The following is a 19359-nucleotide window of genomic DNA, read 5'->3' as shown; positions in this document are numbered from 1 at the left end:
TGGCTGCCACCGCCGATCTGTCACGCCTCCATGTTCGATGTTGGACGTTCGAAGTCCGATGGTCATCCTTCGTCCATGTCCGTCGGTCCGCTTTCGCAGAAACTCTTCGCCACCGCCAAGGAACTCATCCCCGGCGGCGTCAACTCGCCCGTCCGCGCCTTCCGCAACGTCGGCGGCGAGCCCTTCTTCGTCCGCCGCGCCAAGGGCAGCCGGATCGAGGACATCGATGGCAAAACCTACATCGACTACATCGGCTCCTGGGGCCCGAACATCCTCGGCCACGCCCCCACCGTCGTCACCAACACCATCCACGAGGTCGCGAAAAACGGCGTCTCCTTCGGCATTCCGAACCCCTTCGAGGTCGAGATGGCCCGCACCATCACCGAGTGGGTGCCGTCCTGCGAGAAGGTCCGCATGACCAACTCCGGCACCGAGTCCACCATGTCCGCCATCCGCCTCGCCCGCGGCTTCACCAAGCGCGACCTGATCGTCAAGTTCGACGGCTGCTACCATGGTCATAGTGATTCCCTGCTCGTCGCCGCCGGCTCCGGCGCGCTGACCTACGGCGAGCCCGACTCCGCCGGCGTCCCCGCCGATTTCGCGAAAAACACCCTCGTCCTCCCCTACAACGACCCCGAGGCCCTCACCTCGCTGTTCGAGGAAAAGGGCGAACTCATCGCCGCCATCATCGTCGAGTCCTACCCCGCCAACGCCGGCTTCGTTTTGCCGAGACCCGGCTATCTCGACCTGCTCACCCGCATCACCAAGAAGTTCGGTGCCCTGCTCATCTTCGACGAAGTCATGACCGGCTTCCGCCTCGGCAAAGCCGGCGTCCAGGGGCTTGAGGGCATCACCCCCGACCTCAGCTGCTTCGGCAAGGTCATCGGCGGCGGCCTCCCCGTCGGCGCCTTCGGCGGTCGCGCCGACGTCATGGACCTCCTCGCCCCCCTCGGCCCCGTTTACCAAGCCGGCACCCTCAGCGGCAACCCCCTCGCCATGGCCGCCGGCCTCGCGCAGTTGAAACAGCTCGCCGGAAACGGAGCGCTGGCTTCAGCCGCCGAGTCCCCCAACGGCTATGACCGCCTCGACCAACTCGGCCAACATTTCGAAACCGGCCTCCGCGCCCTCTTGGAAGAAAAGGGCGTCCCCCACCGCCTCAACCGCGTCGGCTCCATGTTCTGTCTCTTCTTCACCGACCGCGAGATCGTCAACGTCTCCGACGTCATGAAGCAGGACCTCGAGTTCTTCAAAAAGTTCTTCTGGGGCTGCCTGGAAAAAGGCATCTACCTCGCCCCCAGCCCCTACGAAACCGGCTTCCTCTCCCTCGCCCACACCGAGGCGGATCTGGACGACACGCTGGGCGTGTTCGGCGAGGTGCTCGGAAGGATCTGAGGGCCGTCACCCGTTCCGCGCAGCATCGCTCGCACTCTAACAAATTTGCGTATTTTGCTTTTGATTAGCAAATGCGTAGTTACGCGAAGGTGCTCGACAGAATCTTCCCTGGCGGAACACGATGAAAATTGGTGGTCATCGGATTCCGAGAGCGGCCGCTCCCGTCGTTGACGGGTTCCTCAGGCACGGTTCCGGGACCCTCTGCCAACCCGTTTCCACCATGAAAAGGATCCTTCTTTCCGTCGGTGCGGCCCTGATGGCCGGGCCTGCCAGTGCGGCCGTCTTCCACGTCGATGCCTCGGTCGCCACCCCCGGTGACGGCCTGACCTGGGCCGCGGCGATGACCGACCTCCAGGCCGCCATTTCCGCCTCCTCATCCGGTGACTCGATCTGGGTCGCCGAAGGCACCTACAAGCCGGGCACCGCCCGCAGCGACCGTTTCGTGCTCCCGCCCGGCGTGCAGATCCTCGGCGGTTTCCCGAGCGGCGGCGGCGATGGCACGGCCAACGCCCGCAACCTCGACCCGTTGACCAACGGCACCGTTCTTTCCGGCGACATCGACGGCGACGGCACCCGCGCCGGCAACAGCTACGTGCTGGTCGATGCCCTCAGCTCCGGCACCTCGTCGTTTCTCTCCGGCTTCACCCTCACCGGCGGCAATGCCGACGGGGCCACCACCCCCACCGACCGCGGTGGGGCCATCAGCATCGGCGACCGCTCACCCACCCTCGGAAATCTCCGTTTCCTGGAAAACCGTGCCCGCTACGGCGGCGCCATCCACGCCAACGGGGGCTCGCAGTTCATCATGCGGCAATGCCTTTTCCAAGGCAACGTGGCCGACATCGCCGGCGGCTCCGGCGGCGCGATCTACCTCACCAACGGCGCCTCGCCCACCCTCACCGACTGCGCGTTTGTCGGAAACGACGGCATCATCGGCGGCGCGATCCGCGCCTTCAACAGCACGCCCACCCTCACCCACTGCACCTTTGCCCACAACAAGGGCGGCAGTGGTGACGGCGCGCTCTACAACGACGGCGGCACCACCGTGCTCTACCGGAACTGCATCTTCTGGGGAAACACTCCCTTCGCCTGGAACGCCCGCAGCCCCGCCGCCGGATCGGGCAACAACCTCGTCCAGGGCTCGTCGGTCGACGGCAGCTTCACCCTCCTCGTCAGCTCGCCGCTTTTCGCGAGCATCCCGTTCAGCACGGACGGCGACTGGAAAACGCCGGCCGACAACGACTACGGTGACCTGAGTTTGAGCCCCGGCTCTCCCGCCATCGACCGGGGAAACAACAGCTTCACCTCCCAGCTCACCGACCTCGCCGGAAATCCGCGGGTCGCAGATGGCGACTCGAACCTGGTGGCCACCGTCGACCTCGGTGCCTACGAGGCCCCCGAGCCGGTGCCCGGCGATGAGATCCACCGCTGGACCTTCGATGGCGACCTGAAGGACTCGGTCGGCTCGCTCGACCTCTCCCTCCACGGCGCGCAACTCCGCAACGGCCGGCTTTTGCTCGATGGAATCGAAGCCTACGCCGCCTCGCAGCGCCCGCTCGGCCTCACGCTGAAGGAGCGCAGCCTCGTCGCATGGGTTTCCCCCTCCAGCCTCAACCAGGCCGGCGGCGGCGTGCTGACCACGGTCGATCCAACGAGCGGAACCGAGGTCTTCGATGGCATCGTGTTCGGCGAAAGGACGACCCGCCAGTGGATGAACGGCAGCAATGGTTTCCTCCGCACGCCGGCCAGCAACGGAGGCCCCGCGGAAACGCTGAGTTCGCCCGACCAGGTGATGATCGTCATCACCTACGCCGCCGACAACTCGATCAAGATCTACCGCAACGGGACGCTCTACGGCAGCACCATCCAAGGCAGCGTGATGACCTACCCCAACGGCCTGAGCACCGTCTATCTCGGCATGCGCCACCCGGCGGGAGCGCCTTCGTCCATCTACTTCACCGGCAGCATCGACGAAGCCCGCATCTATCGCACCGTGCTCTCGGAAACGCAGGTCGCCCAGCTTTTCAACGAAGGCCCCACGCCGGACACCGCTGGCAGCGCCGCGACCAACCTCGCGCCGACCGGGATCACGCGCATGTCGCACGCCTCACCGGTCGCCCTGCCCGACCGCACCGATGCCGGCGTGCTGATCGATGGCAGCCGCGCCGCACTCAATCGCAACGCCGCGCTGCCGACCGTCGACGAGCCGAACCCGTGGATCGAGGTCGAGCTGCCGCAGGACGCCCTGATCGAGCGCGTCGTGCTCACCAACATCCAGTTCCCGCTCACCGGCACCTGCTGCTCGTCGCGCTTCCGCGACATCACCATCGAGCTGCGCGATGCGGAGGGCAACGTCTTCGATAGCTCCGTGCTGCTGAACCCGGAAAACACCGGCTACACCGCGCCGAACGGGCCGGACACGCTGAGCTACCAGTTCGACTCCGACATCCCCGCCCGCATCGTCCGCGTCACCCGCACGCCGGACCCCGACCTGTCCGGTTCCGGCGGCCTCGGCCAGCCGATCGCCCACGAGGCGGGTTACCTCGAGTTCGCGGAAATCGAGATCCTCGGGGAAAACGTCGCTCCTCCCCCGCCGGTGCCGGCGTTTTCCATCCACTATGACTCCCGTAGGTCGAACCCCGACCCGCGCTCGCAGGGCTGGATCGCCAGCGAGACCGTGGTCGGCTCGGACGTTTCCCCGAACAACGGCTCGATCGACAGCGGCAGCAACGCCGGCATGGTCATCAACGGCTTTGAGGCCGCCTGGCAGACCCACGACCAGCTCACCTCCACCAGCTCCGACAACCCCATCTACCGCAAGGCGCTCACCCGGGACCACCTGCGCCAGATGCACGACACGGGATGGAAATACCTCTCCACCTTCCGCGCGGTCGGCGGGGGCGGCTTTCTCGGCTGGAACTTCATCGCCGCCGACAACCCCGGCTGGGACGTCGGCACCCATCCGGGCGCCCGCGTCGGTTTTTTCCTCACGCGGAACATCGACGACAGCCTCACGATCGCTTCGGAGTCCGGCAGCGGCATCACCCTGCCCGCGGGCTCCGCCTCGGAGTATCACACCATCCGCTGCGTCGGGCAGCCGCAGTCGACGCTGTTCGACTGGTGGGTCGATGACATCCCGATGGGCCAGCTCGACCTCGCCGATGTCAGCCACGCTTCGCTCACCTCCAGCGAGGTCATCTTCGGCTCCGGCCTGTCCGCCCCCACCGGCCGGGTGATGAATTGGAAGCAGGCGCAGCTGGGTTCGACCGCGGCCCCCACCGAGCCGGATCTCAGCGGGCTGGTCTTCTATCTTCCCTTCGAGTCGGGTGCCGATGGCACGCAGTTCCTGCGCGAGAAATCCCTCGCCCCCGGCGACAAACCGCTCATCGGGGAGGTCAATGGCACGCTCTCCCCCGCCGCGCCCGCGGTAGCCGGGCAGGGCCTCCAGATGCCTGCCGACAATTATTTCACCGGCCCTTCCGTCTATGCCAAGGCCTCGCCCATCCCGGCCCTGGCAGGGCTCGATCACGCCACGGTGAGCGTGTGGCTGAAGGCGGTGACGGCCGGCGACGGCCGCGCCGCCGGCACCCTGTTTTCGATTTCCGGCGTGCCGGGCGACAGCCTCGCCCTGCGGATCGTCAACCCCACCTCCACGCCCAAATTGGAGTTCGTGAACTTCGCCCAGAGTTCCACTCGGCCGACCTATCTTCTCCCCGACAGCTTCTTCGACGGCTCATGGCATCATGTCGCGCTGACCTTCAGCCCCGGCGTCACGAAACTCTTCGTCGATGGGCTGCTCATCGACACCCAGACCATCCGCTTCACCGTTCCGATCGATGGCATCGACACGCTCGCCATCGGTGCCCACCACACCGCGGATGGACCGGTGGTCGCCGGCGGGTTCAGCGGCTGCCTCGACGAGTTCGCCATCTGGAAGCGCACGCTGTCCGATGCGGAAATCGAGAACCTCTACCGCTTCAGCTACCTCGGAGCCACCGCCATCGTCGATCGCGATGGCGACGGGCTCAACCAGATCGAGGAAGCCGCCTTCACCTCCTCGGATGAAAACCCCGACACCGATGGCGACGGCATTCCCGACACGCAGGAAGCGGTCCTGCGCACGAATCCGAACGCGGCCGACAGCGACGGCGACGGCCTCGACGACGACATCGAACTCGCCCAAGGCTCCGACCCGCGGCTCGCGGATTCCGATGGCGATGGCTTCAACGACAACGCCGACCCCGCGCCCCTCGACGCCACCGTTTTCCCCGACACCACCTCGCCGGACATCGATGCCGATGGCCTGACCGACGCCCAGGAAACCGAGCTCAACACCAACCCCGCGCTCGCCGACTCGGACGACGACGGCTTCGACGACTTCGCCGAAATCCTCGCCGGCACCGATCCGAACGATCCCGCCTCGAAGCCGGTCATCCTCGACAGCGACGGCGACGGCCTGACCGACGCCCAGGAGGCCGCGCTCCATACCAACCCCGCGGTCGCCGACTCCGACAACGACACCTACTCCGACCACGCCGAGGTGAACGCCGGCTCGAACCCGAACGACGACGGCTCGTTCCCCGACACCGCCCTCCTCACCACCGAGTCCTTCCTCCGTGCGGAAAATGGAGCCATCACCCTGACCTTCGGCGTCCAGGGCGCGGCCACCAACCACCGCCTGCAGTCGAGCGACACCCTCGACGGCTTCACCACCGAAACCGGCGCGGTGATCACCCCGCTGGGCGGCAACCGTTTCAGCGCCACACTGACCTCCGGCGGCTCGCGGCGCTTCTTCCGGATCGCGGCGGACTCGGCCGGCGCGGAGGTCGTCACCCCGCTCGCCGATCTCGACCTTCCCGGCGGCAGCACACTGACCATCGGCGAGGGCCGCACGATCTATCAGAACATCGTCTTCACCGCGCCCTTCACCGGCTACGTCAGTTACCGTATTTCCGGCAGCACCCCGATCCCCGGCGTCGGACCGTTGCCCTCGATGACCCTCGCGATCGCCGTGGAAAATGCCAGCTCCGCCGCGATCCCGCTGACCTTCGTCAATGACCTCATCGCCGGCCCCTCCGCGCGCTACACCGTCACCCTGCTCTCCAACGGCGGGCTGATCCCGGGCCTCAACAACCGCTTCACCGTGTTGGTGGCGGACGACGACCAGATCTGGGAAGGCACGCTCGGCACGCAGGACGAGCAGCTCAATTTCACCCTCGAATCCCTGACCGACGGCACCACCACCCTCCAGCAGCTCCACGCGGCGAATGCCTCCAGCCTGATCCCGCAGGGCACCTTCCCGGTCACCGCCAGCTTCGGCACGACCGTGTTCTCCTGCACCAGCGGCAACATCCCGCTGACCCGCAACCTCAGCCAGATCACCGCCGCCCCTGCCACGATCAGCCAGCTCGTGCTTTCCGCGACCGATGGGCAGGGCAACGAGTCGGTCACGGCGTCGTCCATTTCCGGCAGCGCCACCATCGGACTCGCCCCGCCGAACGGCACCGGCGCCACGCTCGACGCGACCTTCAACCTCCAGCTCAGGCCGCCGCCGCCGCCCTCGACCGACATCGAACTTCAGACCACCGGCCCGTGATGAACCTCGAACGCTGCTCCGCCATGAAAGCGCTGCTTTTTTTCCTGACCGTCCTTCCGCTGGCCGCCCGACCCACCCTCGACGAGGCGCTCGATCTTGATCCTGGCGAGCCCCCGCTCGCCGCCCGGTTCCTGCCGAGGCCGGCGCACATCACCGAAGACAACGCTTTCGACTACGAATACGGCCATGCGGTCGCGGTTTCCGGGGATACCGCCTTCGTCAGCGCCCCCGTCCAGGCCGACTTCGGAGCCGACAAGCCGGGCGAGGTCTTCGTTTACCGCCGCTCGGGAGATGAGTGGTCCTTGGTCCAAACGCTGAGGCCGACGGAAGTCACCGGCTGGATGCGTTTCGGCGAGTCGCTCGATGTATCTCCCGATGGCTCGATCCTCGTGATCGGCTCCAATGACGAACAACAGGACGATCCGGCCACGGCTGTGGCAAGCGGGGCCTATGTTTATCTCCGCCACCCGATCACCGGTCGCTACGAGTTCCACCAGAAGCTCGTGCCCGCAGGCATCGCGCCGGACCAATGGACCGGCCCCGCGGTCGCCATTTCGGGCGATTGGGTCCTCTTCGGCTCGCTCAAGAACAACGAACTCGCCAACACCTACCCGAACGGCGCGGCCTACTTCTTCAAGCGCGAGGCCAGCGGCCTGTGGGGGGAAAAACAGAAGGTGCTGCCGATCGATACCAACACCCAGGCGTATTTCGGTGCCAGCGTGGCCATGGAGGGCCCCCATGCCTGCATCGCCGCCCAGCGCGGAAACCTGAGCGGCCGTGACAGCGGCGTGCTGTATTTCTACCGGCTCGATCCCCTGACGGATTCGTGGATCCGCGAGGCGATGTTCGACGAGCCGAACGGCAGCGCAACCTACGGTCACAATTTCGGTCGCTCGATGGCTTTCTCCGGTCCGCGTCTGCTCGCCTCCTATGATTATTCGGAAAACGATTTTGGCCACACCTTCCCTATCGAGCGGGTCGGAGACTCCTGGCAGCAGCAGGCCACGATCACCTCCTTTCCGGGAAATCCCGCCAGCATCCACAAGACCACCAGCTCCTACTCCGGCCGCGTCCTGTCCCAGTCGGGCGATCTTTTCGCCTGCTCCGGAAATCCCGACGGGGGAAGTACGATGACCCTCGGAGAACTCCTCCGCTTCGAGGGCGGCGGCTGGCACTCGAAGTTCACCTTCGGCCCGATCGTGGCCCAGGCCGAGCCTCCCTCCGGCTTCGCCGCCCCGGTCTTTTCGGATCCTCTCAACCACCTTGCCCGGGTGGAGTCCATCGATACCGATGGTTCCTCCATCATCTTCAAATTCGAAGCCGAGCTGGATCTCACCACCAGCTATTCCCCCCTCGTCGCGGTGATCTCAGCCGAATCCCGGGAAGTCCTCCCCCGGGTCGGTCCGCTCATCAACTACGACGACGCCGACCCGAACGCGCCGCAGGACGCCGCCTTCGCCTTCCTTCATCTGCTCTATGAGGAAAGCAGCCCGGGCCAGTTCATCAACCGCCACGGAGACATGGGCACGCTCTACTCGCCGGCCCACCGCGCCCGTGCCGACGAGGCCGAGGCGCTTGCCCGCTTCGCCTATCCCTCCGCCACCGGCAGCACCGCGCGGGGATTGGAAATGAACCTCCTCGACCTCGCCTACGGCCGCGCCGCCGCCCAGTTGATCCTCTCGAAAAACGCGGTCGTCGATCTCGATGAAGACCGCCTGCTCGATAACTCCGGCCATTTCATCGACTCCGAAATCAGCGTCCTTCAGAGCGCGCTCGACGACGCCGGTGCGGGGCTCAACGTTTATCTCGAACTTCTCCAGGACCCGCTCGGCGTGCCCCCCATCTCCGGCAACCCGGCCGGCCGCGTCCTGTTCGCCCGCCACGTGCCGGGCCGCGCGCTCGTTTCACCGATCGACTCCACCGAGCTGCTGCCCGGCTACAAGGACCTCGTGCTGATCCACGACCTGCTGCTGCAGTATGCCGAGACCGCCTCCGACCTCGCCTACCTGCTCACCTGTCGCGATGCCCCCGGCGATGCCGACACCGTCCGCGACCTGATCGGCGGCAGCCAGCGACTCGTTTTCGAACAGCGCAACCTCATCGACTCGCTCTTCGATCCCGCCGCGCTCGCGCCCTCGCTGCGCGATTCGCTCGGCCTCGATCAGCTGTCCGGCGCCATCGACACCGCTCTCAGCGACCTCAGCGCCTTCCAGCAAAACCTCAACGGCACCATCAACATCCTCGGCTACGAGCCCGATTTCCTGATGCTGATCCGCAGCCAGGGCGGCCAGTTCGACTCCTACGACAACTTCGAGGCCATCCTCAACGGCGCCACCGGCCCGCTCACCCTCGCCCGCGACCGCCTCACCCAGGCGATCACCGCCATCAACAACTACGGCAACACCCAGGATGCCCTCGAAGCCGAGTTTTCCCTCCTCGTGGAAAACTCCACCTCGGCGATCATCCCCCGCCTCACCGAGATCGTCGGCGTTCCCTACACCCACCCGCCGACCCCGAACTACCAGAACCCGCAGGACAACGAGGGCTCGGAGATCTGGCAGCAGGTCCGCTCGATCGAGGTCGCCCGCCAGCGCATCCTCCACAACAACGCGGAAATCTCGAACCTGGGCAAGAAGGTCGAGTACGAGCGCCAGCGCCGCAGGAAGGAGGCCGGCATCAATGCACAGCTGCAGGACGCGATCATCGACTTCGGCAACCGCCAGGCTTCCATGACCGAGGAGATCGGCCGCATCGAGGCCGCTCAGCAGGCGATGAACGCCATCAGTGAAATGGTGGAGCCGGAAAAACTCACCAAGCTCGTCCTCGGCGTCGGTGTGGTGAACGCGGTGGTCCAGGCCGGGAGCGAACTCGGCAAGGCCGACCTCCAGGCCTCCAAGGAAAAGCTCGCCGCCACCCAGGAAGCCCGCATTCGCCAAGCCGACGACGAGATCCTCGCCAACAACTCCGACGCGCTGGTGAAGACCATGCTGCTGGAGATGAACACCCTGCTCATCGACTCGCAGGAGGCCGCCATCCTGCTCCGCCAGGAGGCCGGGCGGCTCACCAGCCTGATCGGGGAAAAGGCCGACCTCGAACGGCGGCTTCAAGCCGTCGACGGCCAGCTCGCCAACCGCTGGTTCGCCGATCCCACCCACCGGCTGCGCGCGCTCAACGCCACCGAGCGCGCTCACATCGCCTTCCGCAACGCCCGCAAGTGGCTCTTCTTCGCCGCCCGCGCCAATGAGTACAAGTGGAACACGCCCTTCAACCTGCCGCTCAACGATTCGCCCAACGGCCGCGCGTGGCAGACCGCCGACCTCTTCAAGCTCCGCAACGCCGAGGAGCTGAAGGATTTCTTCGACGGCCTCGCCCACTGGGAAACCATCGTCGGCATCGGACGCGCCGCCCAGGACAAGGACGACTGGTTTTCCCTGCGGGAGGACTACTTCGGCTACGACCAGCTGGACGACACCACCAATGCCCCGCTGTTCTACGACGTGGAAAACCCGGCCACCGGCCGGATCGAGAACGTCGATGCCATCACCGCCTTCCGCTACGAGTTGAAACGCTCGCTCGAGGACTTCGACAACAACGGAGCCGACGACATCACGCTGCACTTCGACACCCTCCGCCAGACCGGCTACGACACCGCCGCGAACGGTGGCCTCGGCGGTTACCAGTCGACCTTTTTCAACCCCGACTTCTACCTCGACCGCCTCGACTCGTTGCGGATCTTCATCCGCGGCCCGCATCAGAACCTGGCCACCGGCAACGATGGAGCGAACACCCTGCTCGGCGACCTTGGCTACCTCGGCACCAGCGTCATTCGCAATGAAGTGCCCGGCCAGCCACTCGGTGTTTCGCGCCCCGACCGCGTGGTCGGCGAGTTCACCTCCTTCCCGAACCGCTTCTACCGCTTCGTCACGCGTCCGCTCGGCAGCCCGCTGCCCAGCGGCTGGAGCTTCAGCGAGGGCCTCACCGCCTCGTCGGTCGAAGTCCTGAAGATCCTGCCCGATCGCAGCCGCTTCTCGCTGGAGGGGGTAAGCGTGCCGGACAAGGTTCTCGATTTCTCCGAACGTTCCGTCGCCACCTCATCGTGGATCCTCGTCCTCCACCCCAGCAACGGCGTCAACCCCGGCACCCGGCTGGTCATCGATGAAATCGACGACATCGAACTCTACATCGAACACCGCGCCGTGCCCCGTTGATCAACTAGGAGCATTTACTTACTTCCACGCCGGCCATCGACTCAACTTGAAACATGTTATCTTTGTCCGCTTGGAGACGAAGTCCGGTGCTCCGCGGCTCAAGGGAGCGATCGGGGTGGTTCCGGTGAGGGCGCTCCTGCTTCGACCTTGCCCGGGGATCGGGGGGGCGTTACCAAGGCCGCGGAAATACGGAGACGGATGAAAATCCTCTCCGGATTCCGCTGTAAATCCTCCCGACCCGCCGCTTTTCCCGTCTGCCTCATCCGGAGTCCGACGCCTTGCGAGGGGTGAGGGTGCACGGCCCAGATTCGAATCCAGAACCAGAAACTTATGTCCAACCAACCTTTGAAGGTCGGAATGATCGGTGGCGGCGGCGGCGCCTTCATCGCCAACCCGCACCAGAAAGCGATCCACTTTGACGGAACCCGGCGCGTGACCTCCGTGGCCCTGCACCCGAACCCGGAAATCGCGATGAACGAGGCCAACCAATGGCCCTATCCGGTGAAAGGCTACACGTCCTACGACGAGATGTTTGCCGACCAGGCGAACCTGCCGGAAGACGAGAAGCTGGACTACGTGCTGATCGTCACGCCGAATTTCGTCCACTTCGATCCCGCCATGAAGGCTCTCGAGCTGGGCATCCCGGTGCTTTGCGAAAAGCCCCTGACCACGAATCTCGAGCTGGCGGACCAGTTGGTCGCCAAGGCGAAGGAGAAGAACGTGCCCTTCGCCGTCGCCCACACGTATCTGGGTCACTGGACGAGTTGGTTCATGCGTCACGTCGTGACCAGCGGCTTGCTGGGCGAGGTGCGCTGGGTCGATTCCTACTACATCCAGGGATGGCTGGCCGACAAACTCGAGGATGCCGGCCAGATGCAGGCCGAATGGCGGACCGACCCGAAAAAAGCCGGCGGCAGCGGCTGCGGCGGAGACATCGGCACACACGCCATGATGCAACTGCGCTTCGTCACCGGCTTGGAAATCGATCGCGTGTCGGCCCGTTTGGAGAAATTCGTGCCCGGCCGACCGATCGACGATCATTTCACGGTCTACGGCGAGCTTTCCAATGGCGGCAAGTGCCTCGTGCGCGCGTCGCAGGTGTGCATCGGCCACCTCAACGACCTCGGCATCATGGTGGCCGGAACCAAGGGTGCCATGAAGTGGCGCCAGGAGGAGCCGGAGAAAGTCACCATCCTGCTCCAAGGCCAGCCCGACCGCACCTACTGGCGCGGCGCGGTGGCGGCGAACGACGGTTTCCTCGGCGACGTGCCGGACTGGCTGCTCGGCGAGCCGACCATTCCGGCAGGGCACGGCGAGGGCTTCCACGATGCCTTCGCCCGGCTTCACCGCGAGTTCGAAAAAACCGTGCGCGCCTACAAGGCGGGCGAAGCCTGGGAATGCGATGGTTCGAGGTATGCGAACATCGACGACGGGCGCAAAGGTCTGGCCTTCATTGATGCCTGCCTCAAGTCGGACGAGGCCGATGGTGCCTGGCAGCCGGTGAGTTGATAGGTAACGCCTCGTCATCAACGGTTTCGTCATCTTTCCTGCCGTGGGGTTTCCCGCGGCAGGATTTTTTGGGCCCGCCGCTGCCGGGGTGCCCTCGATGACGCCGCGAGGCGGGAACTCCTACGATCGGTTGCGATGCAGGCCGGGGCGGATGATCCGGACGAGAGAAACAGGATCCGCCTCCGCAGGCGCGCCGACGAAATCGAGGATCCGTCGAAGCTCCGGCAGGGGATCGTGGATCAGGGAATGATACTGGATTTCCAGTAGTTCGATGCGGGGATTCCCCCGCAGGCGTTTCAGCACGCCGGCGAGGTGGCGGGTCTGGAGGGTGACGAGATCCTCGTCGTCCGCCGGGGCGTCAGGGCGTTGCCGGGCGAGCATCTTCGTTTGGGAGGCGACCACTTCCTCCACCGGCCGCCGCATGAAAAGGATGCGGTAGCGGTGTTCCGGCGGCAGGCTCGGGAGCAAGGCGGAAATCACTTTCACCACCTTGCCCTCGGCCTGCTCGATCAAGGCGGGTTTTTTGCGCAGGGAACGGATGCCCTCCCATTCCCAGTAGCCTTCCGGATTGTCTTCGTCCGCCGGCCGCCGGTCGTCGTGCATGATCGGCACGCCCGCCGCGCGGAGGATCTGCATCATCAGGGACGTGCCGGAGCGGGGAAGCCCGGACACGAGGGTGAATGCCTTGGAAGAGCTTTGGGCTGGTGCCAGTGGGAGTTTGGGTCTTTGGCGGAGCCGTTGCCGGCGGAGTTCGAAGGCGGCGGTCTCGGCCACCCGGCGGGCGCGGGCTTCCCGCTCCAGCGCCTCGGCGTCCGGCCGGCCGAGGAGGCGCTGCACGCGGGTCAGATGGCGCGCGGCCGGACGGTGCGAGGGATCGAGCGTCAGGCAGCGGAGCAGCGCGGTTTCGGCCGACGCGGGCTCGCCAAGCCGGACAAGCGCGATTCCGAGGAGGAAGTGAGCCTGGGGGTTGCCATACTGGAGACCGATGGCTTCCAGTGCGGCCTCCATCGCATCATCCGGCCGACCTTGGCGCAGCATGCACCGCGCGAGCAGGAAACAGGCGGTCGAGTCGCCGGGATCGATCTCCCGGATACGGCGGGCGATTTCCTCGGCCTCCGTCCAGCGACGCAGCGCGAGACAAGCCTCGCCCATGCCGCGGAGAAGATCGACGTTCCGCGGCTCCTGTTCCGCGACCTTCGAAAGGGATTCCAGCGCTTCACGGGGATTCCCGCGGGAAATGGCGATCCCGGCCAGCAGCAGATGGGCGGCGATGCCGGGGCCCAGGGTCTGCAGGCAATGGTGGAGCGTTTCCTCCGCTTCCTCGACCAGGCCGAGCTTCAATTGCGTGCGGGCGAGAAGCTGGGCGTAGTCGGCCCGCTCGGGCGCTGCGGCGAGGCATTTCTCCAGCAGCTCCAGCGCCATCTCCAGCTTTCCTCCATACAGGCAGGCCCGCGCGAGGTTCCACCGGTTTTCGCGCTCAGTGGCGGCCAGCCCAGCGGCATCGTCGGACACCTCGTCGATGTACCCCAGAGCCACAAACTGCTGGAGGAGGGCGTCGTCGGCCGCTTTCGGCAGCCGCGGATGACGGCGCGCCACCTCGGCGATCTCCCAGGTCGGTTTCCACCGGACGGCGGCCGGATCGGCAAAGACTTCCGCGAGCACCCTGCCTTCCATGTCGGACCCCACCGGAAGGCCGAAGTGGTGGAGAATGGTCGGGGCGATGTCGAGCAGCCGGGCTCCGTGGACGAGTTGGTCCCGCGCCCACTCCGGGCCGCTGGCCGCGAAGATCCCTTGGGCGCGGTGCCAGACGGTGATGCCGGCAGGCACGCGCGGCGTGAAACGGGGTCGCAGGTGGTCGCTGTGAAACCCGTGGTCGGAAACCACCATCACGGTGGCGTCCGGTCCCGCCAGGTGCATGAGCCGTTGGAGCATCATGTCGTGCGCCTGATAGGTCGCGGCGACGACATCCTGATAGATCTCGAAATCGCACTCCGGCACGCCCTGCATCCTGGGGGGATGAAAAGGCATGAAAGCATGGGATATCTCGTCCATCGCGCGGAAATACACCGCCATGAAATCCCAGTCCGGTGCGGTTTCCATCAGATAGGTGGCAGCCGATTGGATGGAATAGGCTTCCGCCAGCCTCTCCGCGAGGAAATGAAGGCGCCGGTCGGTGGATTGGTCGATCTCCGGAGCCCGCGGAACGAAGGCCCGCAGGATATCCTCCGTAATCTCCGCCGGGCTCACGCGCAGCGGGTCGAGGTCTTTGCCCAGGCTTTCCGGCCAGTAGGTGCCGGGAGGCGGGGGAGGCCAGTCTTCGGGGCCGGAGGACGGCCAGCCGAGATGGGGGAAAAGGTTTGATACGATCCCGCCTTTTCCGCCGCGCTCCCCATGAGTGGCGAACCAGCCGACGACATGCGACTTCAGCCCTGCGTGCTCCAGGATTTCCCAGACAGTGGCGCACTGCCGCGTGGCCGCGGAAACCGGTACGACCCTCGAACCCGCCGGGTCGACCTCGGTGAATCCGTGCACACCGTGATGATAGGCCATCTTGCCGGTGGCGATGGTGGTCCACAGCATCGGCGAGAGCTGGGGCTCCAGCGTGGCCAGATTTCCCGAAACCCCGGCGTCGACGATCCGCTGCAGTCCGGGCATGCGTCCGGCATCCAGCAGCGGATGGATGATCTGCCAGTCCGCGGAATCCCAGCCGACCAGCAACAGTCGCTTGCGCGCCATGGGATCAGCTCGTGAAGGCTCCGCGAAGCCGGGTCATTTCGTGCCGCGACGGCGGCGCGTGATCAGTCCGCCGGCGCCCAGGGCGAGCAGGGCCAGGCCCGAGGGCTCCGGTACGGCGTCGATCGCGGCCTTGCCGGCGGAAATCGACAAAGGCGCGTTGTCGTCGTTGCGGGCCATCGCGACGAGATAACCGTTGCCGGTGCCGTCGAAGAAGAATTGGGCGACCGCCTCATAAGTACCGTCATTCCCATTAAACGAGATGTTGGCGTAATTCTGGTCGGAGTTGAGGGTCGCTCCATTGATGACCGTGGTCTCTTTGAGATACTGGCCGTAGCCGAAACTATTGAAGCCCGCCAGATCCGTTCCCGAGGTGAAATAGTTCATCCCCAGAGTGCTGAACGCGGCGATCGCATCGCTGCTGTCCACGGCATAGTAGTTCCCGGCATAAAAGGAAAGCCCCACCGCGATGCCTTCCGGCGTGGGGGGAATGCTGCCCGGGTTCTGCGAACCCATCCCGTAGAAGGTCACGTGCAGCGCTGCATCTGCCCGGCCTGCGAGACACCCCGCCCCGATGCCGGCGGTCAGATAAGCTCCCAGGCGGCCGCGGGGAGCGGGTTTGTTAAGGGTTGGAATCATGGGAGTGAAGCGTGTTCAGTGTGTTAAGAGCTTGATCATCGAGTCTCGCGAACCTTCTAGATCCCGCGGAGAGCGGTCAAGGGGGAAAACGGTGACGTCCTGAGGGAAGAACGAAACAGGATGATTCGCACGCACGCGGAGTGGAAATTGCAACGTCGGGATCGTTCGATAGGGCTGGAATCCCCATGAAATCGAAGGAACGGGGACTGCTGAGCTCTTGGCAGACCCCACTTCCGATCCATGAAAAATCTATATGACGATCTTTCCTTCGAAGACCGCGAGACGGCGGAGAAACTCAAAATGGCCTACATGCAGGACGAGGGCTTGCCCGAAGAACTGGCCGAGGCGCGTGCCCTCGCGGAGGTCAACCGGCTTGCCGGGCGGACTGACGGCTCTTTCGAGGCGGGGTCCGGAACACGCGACCCCGATTAAGGTCTTCCCCTTTTCCGCAGGCAGCTTTTTGCCGCGGGGCGCGGCGCCAAATTTGGCTTCGGTTCCATTGCGAGTGGAACAAGGGGCATCAGGGCAAGCTCGTTTTCGGGTCCTATGAAAGTGTCCTGCAGGATTGAGTCGGAAAGACTGGCTCGAAAAGCCGCAGAAGAGAGCAGCTGCGAACCCACGCACCCGGCGATGTGGAGGCACGCGCCGGGCTTGGCCGGTTGATAGGACCGAAAAACGCTTAACCGCCGGGCGGCGAGGAACTGCCGCGGTGGCTCGCTTTCCACCACCGCGGCTCCAGGCTCGGAGATCAGTACTCCGTGGTGGTGGTCGTCGTCTTTCGGGTCGTGGTGCCGGTCCACGGATCGGTCGCCGTGGTGGTGGTCCGGGTCGCGGTGGCGGTGGTGGTTTCCGCAGGTTCGGGGTCGACGGTCACGCAACTGGGCAGGAGCACGGCGGTGAGGAGCGCGAGAGCGAGGGTCGTTTTCATCGTGTTTTGGTGTTCTTGGTTTTGCCGGGAGATTCGTTCATTGGGTCCGGACCACCAGCACGCGGCGGTCGAGCATCATGTCAGACTCGTTTCCGTTGGGATGGTTGGGAAAGCTTTCGCCATAGCCATGGGCTGTCAGCGCCGAGCCCGGGACGCGGTAGCGGGTGGTCAGTTCGTCGAGCACGCGTTGGGCCCGATCGCCGGAAAGCTTGAGGTTGAAGTCCGTGTCGCCATCGGTGCTGGTGTGGCCTTCGATATCGAACACTGCCGAAGGACTCGCTTGCAGGACGTTGAGGATGGCGGCCGCGGTGATATCGAGGGTGGCGCGGGATTCGGCGTCCAGCAGGCGGGCCGTCTCTTTCTCGAAAAGCACGGGAAGGGTGACGAACGGGTGCTCGCGACCTTTCACGATCACGGTGTTGGTTTCGAGGTTGTAGACGCGCGCGTCCGGCGGGAGGGGCTCGCCGGCAGGCTCCGTGGGAGCTTCGATGATGCGCGGTTCCATCGTGAGCTGTCTTTCGACCACCACCGGATCGAGCACGACCGGCGGAGGGACGACGCCGGGTCCGGGGATGGTTTCCGTCACTTCCTCGACCACGGTCCGGCGGCCTTCGGAATCGATGGTTTCCGTGACGGTTTTTTCCACCGTCGGAACCGTCGTCACGGGCGGGGGCACCCCTTCCACTTGGGCCGTCATCGGGCCAGTGAGGGGAACGAAAAATAAGGCCAGCAAGGGCCATGGACTCGCGATTTTCATAGGTCCACGGTATTCGCAAGCGGCATACCACGCACGTGATGCCTGAAGTTAGGGGGCATTTGACGGCCTTGGCCTGACCCCCAGCGTTGGCCCCCGGGCGGGATGCACGCTGCAAATGGCGGAGGCGGTGGACTTTGCATCTTTTCGGGGGTCTTGCGCAGCCGATCTTTCCCGAGATCGGGGCCTCCGCCCAGGTTGGGGTTTCGAGCCGTCCCCGGCGGTGTAGGTGTAATCCGCGCCCTTGGCGGCGGCGTCGCGCTTGGCGGTGAGGAAACCCCGCTGGGGATGGTAGCTCCAAGCCGTCGTGTCGTAGCCCGGACTCGCCGAGGTGGGTTCGGTGCCGTGGGCCAGGCTGCGGTAGGTGCGCAGCTCGGTCATCCGGCCTTGTTCGTCGTAAAGACGGTAAGTGGCGTAGGTTTGGTCGCCCCACTCCGCTTTCACCTCTCCTGTCGGATGGTAGGAGGTGCGGGTGACGTTGGCGGAAGTCGCTCCGCCGGCAAGGGTGGTGTCGGGAGCGTCCACGGAGACCCTGCGGCCCATGACATCGTAGGCATACCGGGTGGCTCTGCCGCCGGAGTCGCGTTGGCAGAGCAGGTTGCCGGACTCGGTGTAGGCGGGCAGGGCGTTCGGATCGTCATGCGCCACGGGAACTCCGCCGGAGGTCTGGGTGAAGGATACCGTTCCGGTGCGGGAATCCGTCATTGCGATGGGACGGCGCAGCGCATCGTAGAGATAGCTCGTGGAGTGGATCTCGGATCCGGTGCTGTCCAGAGTTGCCACCGAGGCCCGCAGGTTGCCCTCGATCGTCGTCAGCGTCCGGGTGTTGTCGGGATGGATCACCAGGATGGCGGCATCGCCCGAGGCATTGGAACCAAATTGCGAAATGCGAAACCCTAATCAAAAAGGGATACCCGACACGGGTTTTTGCCGGTCATTGTAGTCTTCCCGTTGCGTTTCAAGGGCTGCAGGATGGCTCACTAAGCGAACCGAAACACCTTCAGCAAAAAATCCCCAGACGCGATCTCCCGCGGTGAAGTCGGGTTTTCCCAGTACGGCTTCTGGAACGAAGTAGCCCATCTACAGGGCAAACATGTAGCGGCTTCCGGCGGCTAAAGGTTTTCAGAGGGCCAGCCATGCCCTCACCCGCTCCTCGATGGTCGCGAGCGTGGCGGCATCGATCGTTCCGAGCCTGCGGATGAAGTGGCTCCAGTCGGTGCTGCCGAGTCCCTGGGCGTCGAACGCTCCGGTTTCATTCCCCTCGCCTTGTGCGCAACCTCGTAAGCCGTGCCGCACACGCTCGTGGTGCGGATGACATACGTGACAAGCGCCCGGTCCTCATCGCCGGGCGGGACGCTCAGGATCAGCACGGGGCGGACCTTGCCGACATAGCCGAGGTCGGCGAGCCAGATCTCCCCGCGGTTCATTCGCCGGTAAGCTGGCTCTCCCCGCCGTCCTCCTCATCGTAGATCGAGGAAAGCGAAGCCGAGCTGGCTACAATCAAGCGGTGGTCCTCGAACCACTCGGCGAGCTTGCGCTGTTCGGGTTCGGGCAGGCGCTCGATGGCCTTTTCAATCTCAAGTGCGGTGGTCATGCCGGG

At 65.2% G+C, this 19359-nt stretch carries 13 protein-coding genes; 5 read left to right on the top strand and 8 right to left on the bottom strand.

Going from position 1 to position 19359, the window contains the following annotated elements; translation table 11 throughout:
- Positions 1 to 75: 75 nt before the first annotated feature.
- The 4 genes from hemL (at position 76) to ABXH26_RS18870 (ending at position 12705) form a co-directional block, all read left to right on the top strand.
- Positions 76 to 1392, top strand: coding sequence for a glutamate-1-semialdehyde 2,1-aminomutase (hemL, locus tag ABXH26_RS18885; protein WP_353568665.1), 1317 nt, complete (start codon positions 76 to 78; stop codon positions 1390 to 1392).
- 220 nt (positions 1393 to 1612) lie between these two features.
- Positions 1613 to 6988, top strand: coding sequence for a LamG-like jellyroll fold domain-containing protein (locus tag ABXH26_RS18880; RefSeq protein WP_353568664.1), 5376 nt, complete (start codon positions 1613 to 1615; stop codon positions 6986 to 6988).
- Between the two features lie 23 nt (positions 6989 to 7011).
- Entirely contained in the window at positions 7012 to 11196 is a 4185-nt protein-coding gene (locus ABXH26_RS18875) for a hypothetical protein (protein ID WP_353568663.1), read from the top strand.
- Between the two features lie 330 nt (positions 11197 to 11526).
- Complete coding sequence (locus ABXH26_RS18870; protein ID WP_353568662.1) at positions 11527 to 12705, top strand: Gfo/Idh/MocA family protein; 1179 nt, start codon at positions 11527 to 11529, stop codon at positions 12703 to 12705.
- A 120-nt stretch (positions 12706 to 12825) separates the two neighbouring features.
- On the opposite strand, the gene ABXH26_RS18865 is transcribed toward ABXH26_RS18870, so the two are convergent.
- Both ABXH26_RS18865 and ABXH26_RS18860 read right to left on the bottom strand, forming a co-directional pair.
- Positions 12826 to 15441: an alkaline phosphatase family protein gene (locus ABXH26_RS18865; RefSeq protein ID WP_353568661.1), complete on the bottom strand. Its 2616-nt coding sequence runs from the start codon at positions 15439 to 15441 to the stop codon at positions 12826 to 12828.
- Between the two features lie 33 nt (positions 15442 to 15474).
- Entirely contained in the window at positions 15475 to 16077 is a 603-nt protein-coding gene (locus tag ABXH26_RS18860; protein ID WP_353568660.1) for a PEP-CTERM sorting domain-containing protein, read from the bottom strand.
- A gap of 240 nt (positions 16078 to 16317) precedes the next feature.
- Between ABXH26_RS18860 and ABXH26_RS18855 the strand changes: the two genes are divergently transcribed.
- Positions 16318 to 16509, top strand: coding sequence for a hypothetical protein (locus ABXH26_RS18855; RefSeq protein ID WP_353568659.1), 192 nt, complete (start codon positions 16318 to 16320; stop codon positions 16507 to 16509).
- Between the two features lie 316 nt (positions 16510 to 16825).
- Here the strand turns inward: ABXH26_RS18855 and ABXH26_RS18850 are convergent, their stop codons facing one another.
- The 6 genes from ABXH26_RS18850 to ABXH26_RS18825 all read right to left on the bottom strand — a co-directional run bounded on the left by ABXH26_RS18850 (position 16826) and on the right by ABXH26_RS18825 (position 19353).
- Positions 16826 to 17005 (bottom strand): hypothetical protein, encoded by a 180-nt coding sequence (locus tag ABXH26_RS18850; RefSeq protein WP_353568658.1) that lies wholly within the window; start codon positions 17003 to 17005, stop codon positions 16826 to 16828.
- Positions 17006 to 17042: 37 nt separating this feature from the next.
- Positions 17043 to 17669: an OmpA family protein gene (locus ABXH26_RS18845; RefSeq protein WP_353568657.1), complete on the bottom strand. Its 627-nt coding sequence runs from the start codon at positions 17667 to 17669 to the stop codon at positions 17043 to 17045.
- A gap of 141 nt (positions 17670 to 17810) precedes the next feature.
- Positions 17811 to 18602: an RHS repeat domain-containing protein gene (locus ABXH26_RS18840; protein ID WP_353568656.1), complete on the bottom strand. Its 792-nt coding sequence runs from the start codon at positions 18600 to 18602 to the stop codon at positions 17811 to 17813.
- Positions 18603 to 18659: 57 nt separating this feature from the next.
- Positions 18660 to 18839 (bottom strand): hypothetical protein, encoded by a 180-nt coding sequence (locus tag ABXH26_RS18835; protein WP_353568655.1) that lies wholly within the window; start codon positions 18837 to 18839, stop codon positions 18660 to 18662.
- 42 nt (positions 18840 to 18881) lie between these two features.
- Positions 18882 to 19055: a hypothetical protein gene (locus tag ABXH26_RS18830; RefSeq protein WP_353568654.1), complete on the bottom strand. Its 174-nt coding sequence runs from the start codon at positions 19053 to 19055 to the stop codon at positions 18882 to 18884.
- A gap of 127 nt (positions 19056 to 19182) precedes the next feature.
- Positions 19183 to 19353 carry a hypothetical protein gene (locus tag ABXH26_RS18825; protein WP_353568653.1) on the bottom strand — a complete coding sequence of 57 codons (171 nt, stop codon included), beginning with the start codon at positions 19351 to 19353 and terminating at the stop codon, positions 19183 to 19185.
- Positions 19354 to 19359 lie beyond the last annotated feature (6 nt).

Origin of the sequence: Haloferula sargassicola (genome assembly GCF_040362925.1) — a bacterium.
GTDB lineage: Bacteria > Verrucomicrobiota > Verrucomicrobiia > Verrucomicrobiales > Akkermansiaceae > Haloferula > Haloferula sargassicola.
The sequence above is the reverse complement of the archived record's forward strand: the minus strand, read 5'-3'. Positions and strand labels throughout refer to the sequence as shown.

What these genes read in the sequence shown, in the direction of transcription:
- hemL (WP_353568665.1), top strand. Translation starts at nt 76, where the DNA reads ATGTCCGTCGGTCCGCTTTCGCAGAAACTCTTCGCCACCGCCAAGGAA.
- ABXH26_RS18880 (WP_353568664.1), top strand. Translation starts at nt 1,613, where the DNA reads ATGAAAAGGATCCTTCTTTCCGTCGGTGCGGCCCTGATGGCCGGGCCT.
- ABXH26_RS18875 (WP_353568663.1), top strand. Translation starts at nt 7,012, where the DNA reads ATGAAAGCGCTGCTTTTTTTCCTGACCGTCCTTCCGCTGGCCGCCCGA.
- ABXH26_RS18870 (WP_353568662.1), top strand. Translation starts at nt 11,527, where the DNA reads ATGTCCAACCAACCTTTGAAGGTCGGAATGATCGGTGGCGGCGGCGGC.
- ABXH26_RS18865 (WP_353568661.1), bottom strand. Translation starts at nt 15,441, where the DNA reads ATGGCGCGCAAGCGACTGTTGCTGGTCGGCTGGGATTCCGCGGACTGG.
- ABXH26_RS18860 (WP_353568660.1), bottom strand. Translation starts at nt 16,077, where the DNA reads ATGATTCCAACCCTTAACAAACCCGCTCCCCGCGGCCGCCTGGGAGCT.
- ABXH26_RS18855 (WP_353568659.1), top strand. Translation starts at nt 16,318, where the DNA reads ATGAAAAATCTATATGACGATCTTTCCTTCGAAGACCGCGAGACGGCG.
- ABXH26_RS18850 (WP_353568658.1), bottom strand. Translation starts at nt 17,005, where the DNA reads ATGAAAACGACCCTCGCTCTCGCGCTCCTCACCGCCGTGCTCCTGCCC.
- ABXH26_RS18835 (WP_353568655.1), bottom strand. Translation starts at nt 18,839, where the DNA reads ATGGGCTACTTCGTTCCAGAAGCCGTACTGGGAAAACCCGACTTCACC.
- ABXH26_RS18825 (WP_353568653.1), bottom strand. Translation starts at nt 19,353, where the DNA reads ATGACCACCGCACTTGAGATTGAAAAGGCCATCGAGCGCCTGCCCGAA.